Genomic DNA, 16,902 nt, shown 5'->3' on the forward strand with positions numbered 1-16,902 from the left:
GCGGAAGATCACCGTCCTCATCGGTGTCCGATCCCGCCCGTGCGGCCGAACCGCGCTGGTCGGCCGGTCTGTTCCCCCCGCACTCAAGTACCGAGGGACCGCGGAATGTCAGTGCCTGTCGCCCCCAGCCCGCGCCGCATACGCACAACACGGTCGTCGCTCGCCGTACCCCTGACGGTGGTGGTGCTGTCCGGCGCGGTCGCGGGCGCGGTGGCCGCGGCGGCCCCGGCCTCCGCCCGTACCTGGGTGGCCGCCACCGTCACGGTCGCCTGGGCGTGTGTGTCGGTCGCCGTCGTCACCGCCGCGCTGCTGGTACGCCGGGTCCGGCGCTCCACCGCCACGGCGGAGAGCGAGATCAGGACGGCACAGACCCGGCTCGCCCAGTCCGGCGCCGAGTGCGCGCATCTGCTGAATGTCACGCTGCCCGCGGTGGTCAAGAGAGTCCGGGACGGCGCGGGTTCCGACGAGACGCTCGCCGCCACGCCCACGCCGTCCGATCCTCAGCTCCGCCGCCTCCTTGAGCTGTTCACCGCGGAACTGGCGGGCTCCGAGGAGCGCGCCGCCCGGGCCACCGCCGACAGCGACAGCGCCATGACCCAACTGGGCAGGCTCACCGACGAGTTGGATCTGCTCACCACCAGGACGCTGCCCACCGCGCTGGACGGGCTGCGCGGCGGCGGCTCCGCCGACACGGTGCTCGGCAGTATCGATCCTCCTGCCGATCCCCGGCTGCGGGTCCTGGTCGACTCGGTGGTACGGAACTTCGCCACCAGCGAGCGGCGCGCGGCGGCGGCGCAGGCGGCCAGCGCCAAGGCCCTGAGCCGGGTGCAGGCGAAGGCCGTGAGCATGCTGGCCGATCTGCGGGAGATGCAGGACCGGCACGGCGAGGAGGTCTTCGGGGATCTCCTCAAGCTCGACCACAACACCTCGCAGCTCGGGCTGCTCACCGACCGGCTGGCCCTGCTGATGGGCGGCCGCGCGAGCCGCGCCTGGAACAAGCCGATCGGCATGGAGAGCATCCTGCGCGGCGCGGTGGGCCGTATCGCCGCGTACCAGCGGGTACGGCTGCACTGCTCCAGCACCGCGGCGATCGCCGGATTCGCCGCCGAGCCGGTGATGCACATGCTCGCCGAACTCATGGACAACGCGGCGAACTTCTCCCCGCCGATCGACGAAGTGCATGTCTATGTCGAGGAGCGCACGGCGGGCCTCGTGGTCACCATCGAGGACAGCGGACTGAAGATGGCCGACGCGGCCATGCGGCGTGCCGAGGAGTCCGTGTCGGGCCGGGTCACCGACCTGGCGATGCTCCAGGGCACCCGGCTCGGTCTGGCCGTGGTCGGCCGGCTGGCCGCCAAGTACCACATCAGCGTCAACTACCGGCCCTCGTCACGCGGGGGTACGGGGGTCGTGGTGCTGTTCCCGCCGCAGCTCATCGCGCAGCAGCGGATCCTGGCCGCCGAGCAGTCGCTGCTCCGTACGGCACCGCAGTCGGCGGTCGCCGCGGCCGGCGCGCCGCCGGTCACTTCCGTGCCGCCCTCCCCGTCGGTCTCCGCGCCGGACGACCGGTCCACCACCGCGCCGTCCCTGGCCGGGGACGGTCCCGATGTGGCGACGCCCAACGGTCTTCCGGTGCGCCCGCCCGGCCGCACCATGGCCGCCGCGGACCGCGGCAGGCCGCAGACGGAGCCGGAGTCCGAGTCCGGGACCGAGGCGAAACGTCCCGCCCGCGACGCGGGCTCGCAGTTCGGCGCCTTCCACCGCGCCCGCCGCGCCGCCACCTCCCCCACCCCGGCCGACACCGCCACCGACCGCACGCCCGGCACCGGAAGCACCTCCGACCACACCTCCGGGACCGACGGCACAAGCGGCATACCCGGGCTTCCGACGGACAGGGCCTAGTCCGCCCGCGCTCTCCCCGTACGGCGCCCGGGGAATCGGCGCCCACCCCACCCGAACCCGAGACAGGAGGCACGGGCTGGTGACCGGCTCACCGGGACAACCCGCCCCACGCACACCATGCAGACCACCACTGACAACAGCCTGACCTGGCTTCTCGAAAACCTCTTGGAGCGCACCCCCGGCACCCGGCACGCGCTGGTGCTCTCCCGCGACGGGCTGAAGCTCTGCTGGAGCCGCCATCTCACCCTCGACCAGGCCGATCAGCTCGCCGCCATCTGCTCAGGCATCCAGGCGCTCGCACAGGGCGCCTCGGTGGAGTTCGGCAACGGCACCGGGGGCGTACGGCACTCGATGACCGAGTTCCACGGCGGACTGCTCTTCATCGTCGAGGCCGGCGACGGCGCCCATCTCGCGGTGGTGGCCGAGGACGGCGCCGACCCCGGGGTGGTGGGCCACCAGATGTCCGAGCTGGTCGAGCAGATCGGTGAGCATCTGCGGGCCGAGCCGCGCACACCGCTCCAGGAGAGTTCACCGTCATGATCCGCCGGCCCGTCGACACCGGGGATCCCGACCGGCTGTACACCGTCACCGGTGGCCGCAGCCGTGCCGACGACGACTCGTTCGACCTGGTCACCCTGATCGTCAGCGAGTGCGAGCCGACGCAGGGGATGCAGTCGGAGCACGTCAAGATCCTCGGCCTGTGCCGCCATCCCACCGCGGTCGTCGAGATCTCAGCCGAGCTGAAGCTGCCGGTGACGGTGGTACGTATCCTCCTCGGCGATCTCCTCGCGACGGGCCGGATCACCGCCCGGCACCCGCGCGCCGCGCGCTCCGCCGAACTTCCCGACTCCGCCCTCTTGAAGGAGGTGCTCCTTGGACTCCGCAACCTCTGAACTCCCGGCCCGTACACCGCTGGCCGATGCCGCCGAGACCGGGCTGAAGATCGTCATCGTGGGCGGGTTCGGGGTCGGAAAGACCACCCTCGTCCGCTCGGTCAGCGAGATCCGGCCGCTCAACACCGAAGAGGTGATGACCCAGGCCGGGATCGGTGTCGACGAGACAGCCGGACTGCCCGCCAAGACGACCACCACCGTGGCGTTCGACTTCGGCCGGATCACCCTCAACGAGCTGATGGTGCTGTATCTGTTCGGCGCACCTGGGCAGGAACGGTTCTGGTTCCTCTGGGACCGGCTGTTCTCCGGTACCCTCGGCGCGGTCGTACTGGTCGACACCCGGCGGATGAGCGAGTCCTGGTACGCCATCGACCGGCTCGAACACCACAGAACCCCGTTCGTGGTCGCGGTCAACCGGTTCGACGGCGACGCCTCGTCGTTCTCCCTGGACGAGATCCGCCAGGCGCTCTCGCTGCCGGACCATGTCCCGCTGGTCGACTGTGACGCCCGGGTACGTTCGTCCGGCAAGAACGTACTGATCACCCTTGTGGACCACCTCTACGAACTGGCCATGGCCCGGGAGATGACACCATGACCGACGCCGCGGGCTCCGCACCCGACCAGGCGCCGCCGCCCGAATGCCCCGCGCACACGGGCGCGGTGCCGCTCAGCGGACTGGAGTACCAGCAGACCCCGTCCCAGCTCTACCGCACCCTGCGCAGGGAGCACGGCGCGATCGCCCCCGTCACCCTCGACGGCGGCATTCCCGCCTGGCTGGTGCTGGGCTACTCCGAGGTCTCGTACGTCACGAGCCACGACGAGCTGTTCGCCCGTGACTCCCGGCGCTGGAACCAGTGGGCGTCCATCCCCGCCGACTGGCCGCTGATGCCGTTCGTCGGCTACCAGCCGTCGGTGATGTTCGCCGAAGGTCCCGAACACCAGCGGCGCGCCGGGGTGATCACCGACGCGCTGGAGGCCATCGACCAGTTCGAACTCGCCCATCTCTGCCGGGAGATCGCCGAGGGGCTCATCAACGCCTTCGCGGGCAGCGGGCAGGCCGAGCTGATGTCCGCGTACGTACACGCGCTCCCGATGCGGGCGGTGGTCCGGCTCTGCGGTATGCCCGCGGACAGTGTGGACACCGAGGATCTGGTGCGCGATCTGCGGATCTCGCTGGACGCCAATGAGGGGGACGATCCGGTCGCCGCCTATGTGCGCGTGATGGAGCGGATGCAGCAGCTGGTCAAGGACAAGCGCGACACGCCCGGCCCTGACATCACCTCCAGGATGCTGGCCCATCCGGCCGGGCTGACGGACGAGGAGATGGTCGTCGACCTGATCACCGTCATCGCCGCGGCCCAGCAGCCGACGGCCAACTGGATCTGCAACACCCTGCGTCTGCTGCTCACCGACGACCGGTTCGCGCTCAATGTGTCCGGCGGGCGCCTCAGCGTCGGGCAGGCGCTCAACGAGGTGCTGTGGCTGGACACCCCGACGCAGAACTTCGTGGGCCGCTGGGCGGTACGGGACACCCAGCTCGGCGGCCGGCACATCAAGGCGGGCGACTGTCTGGTGCTGGGGCTCGCGGCGGCCAACACCGATCCGCAGCTCTGGCCCGAGGGGCATGTCGGCGCCGAGAACTCCGCGCATCTCTCGTTCAGCAACGGCGAGCACCGCTGCCCGTATCCGGCACCGCTGCTGGCCGATGTGATCGCCCGTACCGCGATCGAGACGCTGCTGGAGCGGCTGCCCGATGTGGTGCTGGCGGTGGAGCCGGACGAGCTGAACTGGCGGCCGTCCATCTGGATGCGGGGGCTGACCGCGCTGCCGGTGAGCTTCACCCCGGTCGTGCAGTAACGCCACTGCGCGCGGCGCGGCCGGTCGTACGTACGGTACGGCCCGCCCCCGCACCGGCCGCCGGGCCCGGGGTTGTCGTCCCCCGGGCCCGGCGGGTGCCGGTCGGGCCAGGACCGGTCAGGCCGTAACCGGCGTGAACTCCACCGGCAGCGTCTGCGGTCCACGGGTGAACACACCCTGCTCGACCGGGTCGAAGCCGTCGGCGAGCCGGAGATCCGGCATCGCGTCCAGAAGCTGGTTGACGCCGGTCTCGACCTCCGCCTTGGCCAGCAGCGCGCCGACGCAGAAGTGCCGCCCGAGTGCGAAGGCGAGATGGTCGGCGGCGGCGGAGAAGGCGGTCGTGGTGGTCAGATCGTCACGGAAGATGTCGAAGGTGTCGGGGTCCCGGAAGCGCGAGCCGTCCCGGTTGGCGGCGCCTATCAGACAGGTGACCGTGGCCCCTTCGGGTATCGTGCCGCCGCTCAGCTCGACGTCCCGGGCGGTCTGGCGCATGATCATGTGGACCGGCGGGGTGTAGCGGAGGGTCTCCGCGAAGGCCCGGTCGATCAGGGTGCGGTCCTCCCGTACGGCCGCGAGCTGCTCGGGGTGGAGCAGCAGGTTCGCGAAGATGCTGGCGATCGCCTTGTCGGTGGTCTCGCCGCCCGCGGCGAGCAGCAGACTGCAGAAGGCCTTGATGTCCTCGTCGCTCATCCGTACGCCGTCGACCTCGGCGGAACAGAGCGTGGAGAGCAGATCGTCCCCCAGGTTCTCGCGCCGCTCCCGGATGATCGGGAACATGTACTCGGCGAACTCGATCCGGGTGCGCTCGCCCGCCGCGGTGACCTCGGCGTCGCCGGAGAGGTTGCCGAGGAAGGCGATGACCGCGGTGTACCAGCCGTGGAAGCGGGCGTGGTCGGCCTTGTCGAGACCCAGCATGTCGGCGATGACATTGACGGGGAAGCGGGTCGCGTAGGACTCCACGAGATCGACGGAGCCGGTGTGCCGGAAGCCGTCGATCAGTTCACGGGAGTTGCGCTCGATGACCGGCTGGAACTTGTTCTGCAGATCGCTGCCGCGGAAGGCGGGCGCGACCAGCGCCCTGCGCACCGCGTGCTCGCGACCGCTGAGCTGAAGGATCGTTTTGCCATGTACGGGCTCGATCTGCCAGTCGTAGTTGTCGGTGGTGAACACCGACTCCTTGTCCTTGAAGGCACGCTCGACATCCTCGTACCGCGAGATGATGTAACTCTGCGTGGCTTCATGCCAGATGAGCGGGGCGCTCTCCCGCATCACGCGATAGGCCGGATACGGATTCTCGGCGAACTCGGGGGAAAGGATGTCGGGAACCTGCTGTGCGGTGGCCATGAAGCTCCTTGTTCGATCCCGGCCCGATCGGTAACGGGCACTGCCTCCAAGGTTATTGATCATCCGTCATCACAAAAAGCCGACTCCTGGCCGACCTGCCGCTCACCGCGGGGTACGGGTCGCTTACGGTGCCTGTACGCGGGCCCCGCATCCGGCCCGTACGCGCGAAGCGGCCCGCGGGCGACCGGGACGGCACCGAGGAGACGGCATGACACGACAGGCACTGATCATGGGTGTGGGCGGCAGGGAACCCGCCGTCGCTCCCTCGGCGTTCACGGCGCCGACCGCCGTCGTGGTGGGCGAGGTGACGGTGGGCGCGGAGGCGAGCATCTGGTACCACACCGTGCTGCGGGCGGACCGCGCGCCCGTCTCGGTGGGCGCCGGGAGCAACGTCCAGGACAACTGCACGCTGCACGCCGACCCCGGATTCCCGCTCACGGTCGGTGAGCGGGTGTCGGTCGGTCACAACGCCGTGCTGCACGGGTGCACGGTCGAGGACGAGGTGCTGATCGGGATGGGCGCCACGGTCCTCAACGGCGCGCTGATCGGTACGGGCTCGCTGGTCGCGGCGCAGTCCCTCGTACCGCAGGGCATGCGCGTACCGCCGGGCTCGCTGGTCGCGGGGGTGCCGGCCAGGGTCAAGCGCGAGCTGACCGAGGAGGAGCGCGCGGGGATCAGGGGGACCGCGGAGAGGTACGTCGAGACGGCGAGGGCCCACCGCGAGGCGCACGAGGGCTGAGCCGTACGGGAAGCGGCCGGGCCGTACGCGAGGCGCCTGAGGCGTACGGGACGAGCGGGGCCGGTGAGGCGTCGGCCGGGGCGGTTTCCGGTCAGTCGGCGGCGGGCACGCTGCCGGGCTCGTCCGCCGGCTTGGTCACTGTCCGTGCCGGTTCTGTGGGCTCGGGCTGTCCGGCGGACTCCGTGACCGGCTGTACGGCCGAGTCCTCCGCGGCCTTCTTGGCGCGGTTCCGTACGACCAGCGTCGAGACGATCCCGATCACCACGGCGAGCACCAGACCGAGCCACGAGAACCTCTTGAGCCAGGCCTCGGCGACGACCCCCACCGTATAGATGACGGCGGTCGTGCCGCCCGCCCAGAGGATTCCGCCCAGCACATTGGCGATCAGGAACTTCCAGTACGGCATGCGCAGCACGCCCGCGAGCGGGCCCGCGAAGATACGGAGCAGGGCGATGAAACGCCCGAAGAAGACCGCCCACATCCCCCACTTCTCGAACGACCGCTCCGCCAGGGCGACCTGGGGTTCACCGCAGTGCTTGGGGAACTTCACCGCGAGCCAGGCAAGCAGCGGCCTGCCGCCCCTGCGGCCGATGGCATAGCCGATCGAGTCGCCGATGATCGCGCCGGCCGTGGCGCAGGCGCCGAGGATGTACGGATTGATGTCGCCGTGCTGCGAGGCGAGCAGCGCCGAGCTGACGAGGATGATCTCACCGGGCAGCGGGATCCCGAGGCTCTCCAGCCCGATCACTATCCCGACCAGGAGATAGATGCTCACCGGGGGGATGGTCTCTAGCCAGTCCTGGACGTGCAACGCCGGTTCCCTCCGTACAACCTGACCATCGACGGGCGGCTGCCCGGCGCGCGCGGGCGCACCGCGGGCAGCCTACCGGGTGGCGGAGGCCGGTCAGGAGTGCGGGCGGAGGGTCCGTACGACTGTCATCTCACCTGTCACCGCACCGTCCTCCGGGGTAACCGTGACGGTCACCGGGAATTCGGGGCGCTCGGCGGAGCCCGGCCGTCCCCTGACGGACCGGACGTGGCAGCGGTGGGGCGACCCCTCTATGGTTACTCGCCATGTGGCCAGGACAGCAGCCGCCCGGGGGCGAGCAGAACCCGCAGGACCAGCAGCCGAATCCGTACCAGCAGCCGGGGTACCAGCAGCCGAATCCCTATCAGCAGCCGGGATATCAGCAGCCCCAGCCCCAGCAGCCTCAACAGCCCGGCTACGCGCAGCCGGGGTACCAGGATCCGGGGTATCCGCAGCAGGGGTACCAGCAGCCCAACCCGTACCAGCAGCCGACCGCGCCGCAGTACGCCGCACCGGGACAGTACGGCCAGCAGGGGCAGCCCGGCCCTCCCGGACCGCCGGGACCGTCGCCGGACAGGAAGAAGACGACCGTCGTCGCGGTCGTCGCGGCCGCGGTCGTGGTAGTCGCCGCCGCGGGCACCGCGTTCTTCGTGATGAACAAGGACGGCGGTACGGCCGACAAGGCCGCCGACGACAAGCCCTCGGCGTCCGCCCCCGAGCCCACCGAGCCGAGTGAGGACGCGCCCACCGGCAACCCCAGGGCCGGTGACGAGAGCAAGCCGCTGATCGAGGGCTGGAAGGTCGTGACCAACCCCAAGCACGGGACGCAGTTCGATGTCCCGGCCGACTGGGAGGTCGAGGGGACCGGCGTCATATCCGGCTTCGAGGACCACAAGAAGAACGACGGCTCGCCCGTCCTCTCCTTCTCCGCGCCCGCCTTCTACAAGTCCAAGTGGTGCTCGCAGGACACCAACAAGGACGGCAGGATGGAGGACAGCAGCCTCGCGGGCACCGGCACCAAGGGCGGCAAGGGCGCCAAGGACACCGCGTCGGCCGCGAAGAACGAGGCGGGAAGCTGGGCCTGGGCCGCCTATGCCCAGCAGGAGCCGGATTCCGTGGTCAAGCAGAAGGTCAAGGTCACCGAGGCCCAGCCGTACACCACCAAGTCCGGGCTCAAGGGGCACTACGCGACGGCCGCCACCACGGGGGTGTCCAAGCCCAACAAGTGCGACACCGACGGCAAGTCGATCGCCTTCACCTTCACCAACGCCAAGGGCGACTTCGCGACCTGGGTGCTGTACGCCAACAAGGACGTGCCGGACGAGGTGCCGGACGCGACGATCAAGCAGATCCTGAGCACCGTACGGCTGGCGGGCTCCTCGTCATAGCCGATCGGCGTTCCGCGCTCGTGACCGGCCGGCGTCCGGGCCCGTAACCGATTGGCATCCGGGCGCCGGGGCGGCGATAGTCCCTGAGTGAACTCTCCCGTCGGCAGAAGCCCCCGTCGCCCCCGTGGCACCCGTCTCGCCCGCCGTCCCGAGTGGGCCGGCCGCAATTACACACTGCTGACCGCCGCGGCGATCGTCACCAATCTGGGCAGCCAGGGTGCGATGATCGCCGCGGCGTTCGCGGTGCTGGAGTCGGGCGGCGACGCGGGCGATGTGGGGCTGGTGGCGGCGGCCCGTACGGTCCCGCTCGTCCTCTTCCTGCTCATCGGCGGCGCGCTGGCCGACCGGCTCCCCCGGCACCGGGTGATGGTCGCCGCCAACGCCGTCAACTGCCTTTCGCAGGCGTCCTTCGCGGTCCTCGTCCTCACGGGCGAGCCGGAGCTGTGGCAGATGATGGCGCTGACCGCGCTGGGCGGCACCGCCCACGCCTTCTTCAGCCCGGCCTCCGAGGGCATGCTGATGTCCAGCGTCAGCGGAGCGCAGGCCGGCCGTGCCTTCGCCCTCTACCGGATGGCGATGCAGGGCGCCGGGATCGGCGGCGCGGCCCTGGGCGGCGCGCTGATCGCGCTGTTCGGGCCGGGCTGGGTCCTCGCCATCGACGCCGCCGCCTTCCTGGTCGCGGGGTCGATGCGCGCCTTCCTCGATGTGAGCCATATACCGCCGCGCGGGCCGGGCGAGGGGATGCTCGCCGATCTGCGGGACGGCTGGCGGGAGGTCACCGGCCGGCCCTGGCTGTGGAGCATCGTCGTCCAGTTCGCGGTGGTCAACGCGATGGTCTCGGCGGCCGAGGCGGTGTACGGGCCGCTGGTCGCCCGGGACGAACTCGGCGGTCCGGGCCCCTGGGGCCTGGCGCTGGCGGCCTTCGGCGCGGGTACGGTCGGCGGCGCGCTGCTGATGATGCGCTGGCGCCCGCGCCGGATGCTGCTCGCGGGCACCCTCGGTGTCTTCCCGCTGGCCCTGCCCTCGGCCGGGCTCGCGGTGCCGCTGCCCGTCGTGGGGCTGGCGGTGGTGATGTTCCTGACGGGCGTCTCCGTCGAGGTCTTCGGTGTCTCGTGGATGACCTCGCTGCACCAGGAGATCCCGGAGGACAAGCTGTCCCGCGTGTCCGCCTACGACTGGCTGGGCTCGGTCGGCATGATTCCGCTGGCCACGGCGCTCGCGGGCCCGGCGGAGAGCGCCTTCGGACGGAGTACGGCGCTGTGGGGCTGCTCGGCGCTGATCGTCCTGCTGACGGCGGCGGTCCTGACCGTCCCCGATGTACGGCGACTGACCCGCCGTACATCGGAGAAGACCGGGGCGGCCGCCGCGCGGACCGCCCCGGATCCGGTCTCACCGGACGAGGTGAGACCGGCCTGAGGCCCCGGGGCGGCCGAGCCGGCCAGGAGCCGTCCGGGAGACCGCCGGTTAGGAGACCAGCCCCCGGGTGCGCCGGGCCGCGGCGACCAGGTTCTCCAGGGACGTACGTACCTCCGCCCAGCTCCGGGTCTTCAGCCCGCAGTCGGGGTTGACCCACAGCCGCTCCGGCGGGATCGCCTCAAGTCCCTCGGCCAGCAGGGCGGTCATCTCCTCGGCCGAGGGCACCCGTGGCGAGTGGATGTCGTACACCCCGGGTCCCGCCTCGCGCGGATAGCCCGCCGCCGCCAGTTCGCCGGCGACCCGCATACCGGAACGGGCCGCCTCCAGGCTGATCACATCGGCGTCCAGATCCTCGATCGCCGGGAGGATGTCGCCGAACTCCGCGTAGCACATGTGCGTATGGATCTGGGTGTCCGGACGGACCCCGGAGGTCGTCAGCCGGAACGCCTCGGTGGCCCAGTCCAGATACGCCGGCCGGTCCGCCGCGCGCAGGGGCAGGGTCTCGCGCAGGGCCGGTTCGTCGACCTGGATCACGGCCGTACCCGCCGCCTCCAGATCCGCCACCTCGTCCCGCAGCGCGAGCGCCACCTGCCGGGCGGTCGCGCCGCGCGGCTGGTCGTCGCGGACGAACGACCAGGCCAGCATGGTGACGGGCCCGGTCAGCATTCCCTTGACGGGCCGGGTGGTCAGCGACTGTGCGTACGAGATGGTGTCCACGGTCATCGGGGCGGGCCGGGAGACATCCCCCGCGAGGACCGGCGGCCGGACATAGCGGGTGCCGTACGACTGGACCCAGCCGTGCCGGGTGACCAGGAATCCGGTGAGGCGCTCGGCGAAGTACCGCACCATGTCGTCGCGTTCGGGCTCGCCGTGCACCAGGACATCGATGCCGGACTTCTCCTGGAAGGCGATCACCTCGCGGATCTCGGCCCGGACGCGCTCGTCGTAGTGAGCCATGTCCCGCCGCCCCGCCCGCAGTTCGGCGCGGGCGGTGCGCAACTCGGCGGTCTGCGGGAACGATCCGACGGTCGTCGTCGGCAGTGGCGGCAGTCCGAGCCGCTCGTGCTGCGCGGCGGCGCGCTCGGTGTACGGCTGCTCCCGGCGGGCGTCCGCGTCCGTCACGGCCGCGCAGCGGGCCCGTACGACGGGATCGTGGGTGACGCCAGAGGAGGTCCGGGACGCCAGATCGGCGCGGTTCGCCGCCAGCCGGGCGGCGACGGTGTCCGTGCCCCGTGCGAGACCGCGGGCGAGGGTGACGACCTCGTCGGTCTTCTGGCGGGCGAAGGCCAGCCAGCGGGTGAGCAGCGGATCGAGATCCTTCTCGGCTGCGGTGTCCAGCGGGACGTGGAGCAGCGAGCAGGATGTCGACACATCGACCCGCTCGGCGAGACCGAGCAGGGTCGCGAGGGTGGTCAGCGAGGCCGCGAGATCGTTGATCCACACATTGCGCCCGTCCACCACCCCGGCGACGAGGCGCTTGCCGGGCAGTCCGCCGACCGCCGCGAGATCGGCGAGATTGGCGGCGGCGGGGCCGGTGAAGTCCAGCGCGAGCCCCTCCACGGGCGCCTTCGCCAGTACGGGCAGGGCCTCGCCGAGCCGGTCGAAGTACGAGGCGACCAGCAGCCGGGGCCGGTCGGTCAGCGCGCCGAGGCGGCGGTAGGCGCGGGCGACCGCGTCCAGTTCGGCGGGCGTACGGTCCTGGACCAGGGCGGGCTCGTCGAGCTGTGCCCACTCGGCGCCGGCCGCCCGCAGATCGGCCAGCACTTCCGCGTACACCGGAAGCAGCCGGTCGAGCAGGGTGAGCGGCTCGAATCCGGCGGCCACCCCGGGCGCGGGCTTGGCGAGCAGCAGATAGGTGACGGGGCCGAGCAGCACCGGCCGGGCGCCGGTGTGGCCGAGCGCGAGGGCCTCGCGCAGCTCGCCGCTCTGCTTCGCGGAGTCGGCGCTGAAGACCGTGTCCGGGCCCAACTCGGGGACGAGATAGTGGTAGTTGGTGTCGAACCACTTGGTCATCTCCAGCGGCGCGGCGTCCTGGGCGCCACGCGCCATGGCGAAGTAGCCGCCGAGCGCGTCGGCCTCGACGGCGGCCCGGTGCCTGGCCGGGACCGCGCCGACCATGACGCTGGTGTCGAGCACATGGTCGTAGTACGAGAAGTGGCCGGTGGGCACTTCGTCGAGTCCGGCGCCGGCCAGTTCGCGCCAGGTGTCGCGGCGCAGCCCGGCGGCGGTCTCCCGCAGCGCGTCCGCGGTGACCCGGCCCTTCCAGTACCCCTCGATCGCCTTCTTCAGTTCCCGGTCGGCGCCCTGGCGGGGGTAGCCATGGACGGTGGACCTGGGCATGGGCGCGGGCCTCTGACCCGGCCGGTCCGACCGGGATGCCGCGGCTGCGGACGTGGGTGTCACGGGACTCTCCTTCGCGAGTCGTACGGGAACGATCCCGGCGGAACTCGTGTGCAGCGAAGGAACGGAGGCCGGGGCGGGTGCCGCACACCATGTGCCGCACTGCCATGTGCGGCGCACATATATGCCGTGCACCTATGTGCTGTGCAGCCATGTGCCGCGCAGCCATGTGCCGCGCAGCTATGTGCGACGCAGCCATGTTGCGTACCGCCATGTGCGACGCAGCCATGTGGCGCGCGCCCGCCCGTATCCGCCGACCCGCCCACGAGGTCACCGAGATCTCCGTGCGCGGTCCTCGCACACGGGCAGTGGCAGGTCTTCGGACTCGCGGGCGCGCCTCGTGGCCGTACGCGATGTGCGTACGCGGACAAGGCACCTACTGGCCGTCGCTTCCCGGACGCGGTGCGTCCAGTGCGTATGACGGCGGTCGTTCCCACTCACCGCTGCGGGGCAGTCCCGGATTCCCACCGGGTTCCCTCTTGCGACGCGCCTGCCTGGCGGGCAGGGCGAACCGACTGCGCGTCCAGCATAGGTCCGGAACGCGACCTGCTCGAAACGTGGGTCCTGAATACTGGCGCCATGGTCCACGAAGACGAACCGGTACTGCTCGGCCGGGCGGGCCGTACCGCCCGTATCACGCTCAACCGGCCCCGCGCGCTCAACGCCCTCACCCACCCCATGGTGCTGCGGATCTCCGAGGCGCTCGCCCGGTGGGAGGACGACGAGAGTGTGACGGCGGTGATCATCTCGGGCGCCGGCGAGCGCGGGCTGTGCGCCGGCGGCGACATCCGCGCGATCCATGAGGACGCGCGCACCGGCGGCGCCGCCTCACCCGCCTTCTGGCGCGACGAGTACCGGCTCAACGCCCGGATCGCCCGCTTCCCCAAGCCCTATGTGGCGCTGATGGACGGCATTGTGATGGGCGGCGGCGTCGGTGTGTCGGCGCACGGCACCGTCCGGATCGTCACCGAACGGTCGGCGGTCGCCATGCCCGAGACCGGCATCGGCCTCGTCCCCGATGTCGGTGGCACGTATCTCCTCTCGCGCGCGCCGGGCGAGTTGGGCACCCATCTCGCCCTCACAGGGCGGGCGGTGGGCGCGGCCGACGCACTGCTCTGCGGCCTCGCGGATCACTTCGTACCCTCGGAGCGGCTGGACGCCGTACGGACCGCCCTCGCCGGCCCCGACGTACGCGAGGCGGCGCACGTCACCGAAACGGTACGGGGGTACGGGACGGCCGCGCCCGAGGGCCAACTCGCCGCGGACCGTGAGTGGATCGACCCCTGCTACGCGGCCGGCACGGTCGAGGAGATCGTCGAGCGGCTGCTCGCCACCGGTCTGCCCGCGGCGAAGGAGGCCGCCGAGACGATCCTGACCCGGTCGCCCACCGCGCTCAAGGCGACGCTCGAAGCGCTGCGCCGGGCCCGTCCGCTGCCGACGCTGGAGGAGGCGCTCGACCAGGAGTACCGGGCCTCGTGTGCCGCGCTGGCGACGCCCGATCTGCTGGAGGGGATCAGGGCGCAGGTCATCGACAAGGACCGCAGGCCGCGCTGGTCACCGAAGGAGCTGGCGCAGGTCACGGAGGCGGATGTGGCGCGGTTCTTCGCCCCGCCGCCGGGCGGCGACCTCGGACTGGCGGCCGGGGTCTGACAGAAGCGTGAGGGGTGCGGTCAGCGGCGGAGGTGGTGGCGCTTGCGCCAGGCGACCACCGCCGCGACCAGCCCGCTGACCACGATGAACCCCATCGCGGCCAGGAACACCGGCGAGGTCGGCGAGGCGGCCCGGCTGCCCGCGACCACATACGCCGCGTTGTTGGGGACCGAACCGATCAGGGTCGCCAGCAGGAACGGTGTCCACCGCATCCGGGAGACGGCCGCACCGTAGTTGATCGGGGCGAACGGCACACCGGGGAAGAGCCGGATGATCAGCATCGACCGGAAGCTGTGGGTGCTGAGCTGACGGTCTATCGCCTTCAGCCAGCGGCCCCGCAGCAGCGGGCGGAGCGCGTCCTGGCCGAGGAGGCGCCCGAGCCCGAAGGACATGGCCGCGCTCAGCACCGTCCCGGCCAGCGCGGCGACCAGCCCGAGGTACGAGCCGAGGAGCGCGCCGGAGGCGATGTTGAGCAGCGGGCGCGGTACGAACGCCGTGGCGCACAGCCCGTACCCCACGGTGAACAGCACCACGGCGACGCCTCCGCCGACACGCGGCAGCCAGCCGTCGGAGAGCAGCTTCTGCGGCTCGTACAGCAGCACCACCGTGGCCGCGGCGCCGAGCAGCACCACGAGAACGGCGAATCTCGCCCAGGGCGAGAGGAGTGCCCGGTAGCAACGGAGCGCGAGGCTTCGCGAGGACCGGGGGGCGGTGTCGAGCACGCGGGGAGCGTAACCGACGAAGATGTCCGGTCGCCGGGGACCAGGTGACGGACGCCTCCCGTCCGGCGCGTGTCCGGCGCAACCCGGGCACACCGGGCCGAAGAACGCGCCGGTCAGCCGCGCCTCGGCCGGTCCCACGGCTGGAGTCGGCCAACTGCGGCCCGGCGGAAAATCGTTCGACGCATCGGCCGGGCCTGGGCGAGGATCTGGGACATGGTCCGGTACGCCTTCCCCGCAGCGCCGTCCGCAGTCGCGGACGCGCCGGAGGCTGCCGTCTTCCTCGTGGCGTGCACGGCCGCGCCTGTCGCACCCGCCGCGGCCGTTGTCGCGGCGGATGCCTTCGCGGCGGCAGCGGATGCCGCAGCGGCATTCGCCGCGGCAGCGTCCTCCGGCGGCGCCCGAAGCTGACCCTTCCCGGATCGTCCGGCGGACCCCGCAGGGGGAGGGTCGGCAAGGCCCGGGGGTCCCTCTCAGCTTCGAGTTCCGGGAAGGAACCAGCGAACCATGCCCAAGACGGCATACGTGCGCACCAAGCCGCACCTGAACATCGGCACCATGGGCCATGTCGACCACGGCAAGACCACCCTGACCGCCGCCATCACCAAGGTCCTCAGCGCCCGCGGGACCAGCTCCTTCGTACCGTTCGACCGGATCGACCGGGCCCCGGAGGAGGCCGCCCGCGGGATCACCATCAACATCTCGCACGTCGAGTACGAGACGGACACCCGGCACTACGCCCATGTGGACATGCCGGGCCACGCCGACTACATCAAGAACATGGTGACCGGCGCGGCCCAGCTCGACGGGGCGATCCTCGTCGTCTCCGCGCTCGACGGGATCATGCCGCAGACCGCCGAGCACGTCCTGCTCGCCCGCCAGGTCGGCGTCAACCACATCGTCGTCGCTCTCAACAAGGCCGACGCGGGTGACGACGAGCTGACCGACCTGGTCGAGCTGGAGGTGCGCGAGCTGCTCACCGAGCACGGGTACGGCGGTGACGCGGCGCCCGTCGTCCGGGTGTCGGGGCTGCGTGCCCTGGAGGGCGACCCGCGCTGGACCGCGGCCGTGGAGGCGCTGCTCGACGCCGTCGACACGTATGTGCCGATGCCCGTCAGGTACACGGACGCGCCGTTCCTGCTCCCGGTGGAGAACGTGCTCACCATCACCGGGCGCGGCACGGTCGTCACCGGGGCCGTCGAGCGCGGCACGGTACGGGTCGGTGACCGGGTGGAGGTGCTGGGCGCCGGCGCGGAGACGGTGGTCACCGGCCTGGAGACCTTCGGCAAGCCGATGGAGTCCGCGGAGGCCGGGGACAATGTCGCGCTGCTGCTGCGCGGGATGGAGCGGGACGCGGTGCGCCGGGGGCATGTGGTGGCGGCGCCGGGCAGTCTCGCACCGAGCAGGCGCTTCACCGCGCAGGTGTATGTGCTGTCGGCGCGCGAGGGCGGCCGTACGACGCCGGTCACCAGCGGATACCGGCCGCAGTTCTACATCCGTACCGCGGATGTGGTCGGCGACATCGACCTGGGCGAGGCGGCGGTGGCGCGCCCCGGGGACACGGTCGCGCTGACCGTGGAGCTGGGGCGTGACATCCCGCTGGAGCCGGGGCTCGGCTTCGCGATCCGCGAGGGCGGCCGTACCGTCGGCGCCGGTACGGTCACGTCGCTGCTCTGACGGCTCCCGCCGTCGCTCGCGCGGTCCGGGGGGCGACCTCCCCCCCCCAGGGGGGGGGGGGGAGAAAACGCACACAAAAAGAAAGGCACACCAGAAGAGGGGGAGAGAA

At 71.5% G+C, this 16,902-nt stretch carries 14 protein-coding genes, 1 pseudogene and 1 riboswitch; of the genes and pseudogenes, 10 read left to right on the forward strand and 5 right to left on the reverse strand.

Annotation, left to right across the window (positions count from 1 at the left end):
* Positions 1-105: 105 nt before the first annotated feature.
* The 5 genes from ACFU9P_RS23775 (at position 106) to ACFU9P_RS23795 (ending at position 4,652) form a co-directional block, all read left to right on the forward strand.
* Entirely contained in the window at positions 106-1,902 is a 1,797-nt protein-coding gene (locus tag ACFU9P_RS23775) for a sensor histidine kinase (RefSeq protein WP_384084103.1), read from the forward strand.
* 117 nt (positions 1,903-2,019) lie between these two features.
* Positions 2,020-2,442, forward strand: coding sequence for a roadblock/LC7 domain-containing protein (locus ACFU9P_RS23780; protein ID WP_046498256.1), 423 nt, complete (start codon positions 2,020-2,022; stop codon positions 2,440-2,442).
* On the forward strand, positions 2,439-2,795 hold the full coding sequence (locus tag ACFU9P_RS23785) for a DUF742 domain-containing protein (RefSeq protein ID WP_046498252.1): 357 nt from the start codon (positions 2,439-2,441) through the stop codon (positions 2,793-2,795). The genes ACFU9P_RS23780 and ACFU9P_RS23785 overlap by 4 nt, the downstream gene beginning before the upstream one ends.
* Complete coding sequence (locus ACFU9P_RS23790; protein WP_376380207.1) at positions 2,776-3,390, forward strand: ATP/GTP-binding protein; 615 nt, start codon at positions 2,776-2,778, stop codon at positions 3,388-3,390. Before ACFU9P_RS23785 ends, ACFU9P_RS23790 begins: the two co-directional genes overlap by 20 nt.
* The gene (locus tag ACFU9P_RS23795) at positions 3,387-4,652 is read left to right on the forward strand and encodes a cytochrome P450 (protein WP_376380205.1); all 1,266 of its coding nucleotides are present in this window, start codon (positions 3,387-3,389) and stop codon (positions 4,650-4,652) included. The genes ACFU9P_RS23790 and ACFU9P_RS23795 overlap by 4 nt, the downstream gene beginning before the upstream one ends.
* Positions 4,653-4,769: 117 nt before the next feature.
* Here the strand turns inward: ACFU9P_RS23795 and ACFU9P_RS23800 are convergent, their stop codons facing one another.
* On the reverse strand, positions 4,770-5,996 hold the full coding sequence (locus tag ACFU9P_RS23800; protein WP_376380203.1) for a cytochrome P450: 1,227 nt from the start codon (positions 5,994-5,996) through the stop codon (positions 4,770-4,772).
* A 208-nt stretch (positions 5,997-6,204) separates the two neighbouring features.
* Here ACFU9P_RS23800 and ACFU9P_RS23805 point away from each other — a divergent pair, with 208 nt between their 5' ends.
* The gene (locus ACFU9P_RS23805; RefSeq protein WP_384084110.1) at positions 6,205-6,735 is read left to right on the forward strand and encodes a gamma carbonic anhydrase family protein; all 531 of its coding nucleotides are present in this window, start codon (positions 6,205-6,207) and stop codon (positions 6,733-6,735) included.
* A 91-nt stretch (positions 6,736-6,826) separates the two neighbouring features.
* Here ACFU9P_RS23805 and ACFU9P_RS23810 read toward each other — a convergent pair whose 3' ends face one another.
* Positions 6,827-7,546, reverse strand: coding sequence for a DedA family protein (locus tag ACFU9P_RS23810; RefSeq protein WP_384084113.1), 720 nt, complete (start codon positions 7,544-7,546; stop codon positions 6,827-6,829).
* Between the two features lie 93 nt (positions 7,547-7,639).
* Positions 7,640-7,765 (reverse strand): annotated as a pseudogene (locus ACFU9P_RS23815) (DUF4442 domain-containing protein); the annotation flags it as partial.
* Positions 7,766-7,809: 44 nt separating this feature from the next.
* Here ACFU9P_RS23815 and ACFU9P_RS23820 point away from each other — a divergent pair.
* A complete protein-coding gene (locus ACFU9P_RS23820) occupies positions 7,810-8,931 on the forward strand; it encodes a hypothetical protein (RefSeq protein ID WP_384084116.1) in 1,122 nt (373 codons plus the stop codon).
* Between the two features lie 87 nt (positions 8,932-9,018).
* Entirely contained in the window at positions 9,019-10,347 is a 1,329-nt protein-coding gene (locus ACFU9P_RS23825) for an MFS transporter (RefSeq protein WP_384084119.1), read from the forward strand.
* A gap of 48 nt (positions 10,348-10,395) precedes the next feature.
* Here the strand turns inward: ACFU9P_RS23825 and metE are convergent, their stop codons facing one another.
* Positions 10,396-12,687, reverse strand: a complete 2,292-nt coding sequence (metE, locus tag ACFU9P_RS23830) for a 5-methyltetrahydropteroyltriglutamate--homocysteine S-methyltransferase (RefSeq protein ID WP_384084122.1) — start codon at positions 12,685-12,687, stop codon at positions 10,396-10,398.
* A gap of 352 nt (positions 12,688-13,039) precedes the next feature.
* Positions 13,040-13,278: riboswitch (cobalamin riboswitch) on the reverse strand.
* Positions 13,279-13,326: 48 nt separating this feature from the next.
* Here metE and ACFU9P_RS23835 point away from each other — a divergent pair.
* Positions 13,327-14,397, forward strand: a complete 1,071-nt coding sequence (locus tag ACFU9P_RS23835) for an enoyl-CoA hydratase/isomerase family protein (RefSeq protein ID WP_384084126.1) — start codon at positions 13,327-13,329, stop codon at positions 14,395-14,397.
* A 20-nt stretch (positions 14,398-14,417) separates the two neighbouring features.
* On the opposite strand, the gene ACFU9P_RS23840 is transcribed toward ACFU9P_RS23835, so the two are convergent.
* The gene (locus ACFU9P_RS23840) at positions 14,418-15,119 is read right to left on the reverse strand and encodes a TVP38/TMEM64 family protein (RefSeq protein WP_376380182.1); all 702 of its coding nucleotides are present in this window, start codon (positions 15,117-15,119) and stop codon (positions 14,418-14,420) included.
* A 504-nt stretch (positions 15,120-15,623) separates the two neighbouring features.
* On the opposite strand from ACFU9P_RS23840, the gene tuf reads away from it, so the two are divergent.
* The gene (gene tuf, locus ACFU9P_RS23845) at positions 15,624-16,793 is read left to right on the forward strand and encodes an elongation factor Tu (RefSeq protein WP_384084130.1); all 1,170 of its coding nucleotides are present in this window, start codon (positions 15,624-15,626) and stop codon (positions 16,791-16,793) included.
* The last annotated feature ends 109 nt before the right edge of the window (positions 16,794-16,902 follow it).

This window comes from Streptomyces sp. NPDC057617 (genome assembly GCF_042800555.1).
Classification (GTDB): domain Bacteria; phylum Actinomycetota; class Actinomycetes; order Streptomycetales; family Streptomycetaceae; genus Streptomyces.

Excerpts from the sequence above, each read along its gene's own strand:
- ACFU9P_RS23775 (WP_384084103.1), top strand. The coding sequence starts at position 106 with ATGTCAGTGCCTGTCGCCCCCAGCCCGCGCCGCATACGCACAACACGG.
- ACFU9P_RS23780 (WP_046498256.1), top strand. The coding sequence starts at position 2,020 with ATGCAGACCACCACTGACAACAGCCTGACCTGGCTTCTCGAAAACCTC.
- ACFU9P_RS23785 (WP_046498252.1), top strand. The coding sequence starts at position 2,439 with ATGATCCGCCGGCCCGTCGACACCGGGGATCCCGACCGGCTGTACACC.
- ACFU9P_RS23795 (WP_376380205.1), top strand. The coding sequence starts at position 3,387 with ATGACCGACGCCGCGGGCTCCGCACCCGACCAGGCGCCGCCGCCCGAA.
- ACFU9P_RS23800 (WP_376380203.1), bottom strand. The coding sequence starts at position 5,996 with ATGGCCACCGCACAGCAGGTTCCCGACATCCTTTCCCCCGAGTTCGCC.
- ACFU9P_RS23805 (WP_384084110.1), top strand. The coding sequence starts at position 6,205 with ATGACACGACAGGCACTGATCATGGGTGTGGGCGGCAGGGAACCCGCC.
- ACFU9P_RS23820 (WP_384084116.1), top strand. The coding sequence starts at position 7,810 with ATGTGGCCAGGACAGCAGCCGCCCGGGGGCGAGCAGAACCCGCAGGAC.
- metE (WP_384084122.1), bottom strand. The coding sequence starts at position 12,687 with ATGCCCAGGTCCACCGTCCATGGCTACCCCCGCCAGGGCGCCGACCGG.
- ACFU9P_RS23835 (WP_384084126.1), top strand. The coding sequence starts at position 13,327 with ATGGTCCACGAAGACGAACCGGTACTGCTCGGCCGGGCGGGCCGTACC.
- tuf (WP_384084130.1), top strand. The coding sequence starts at position 15,624 with ATGCCCAAGACGGCATACGTGCGCACCAAGCCGCACCTGAACATCGGC.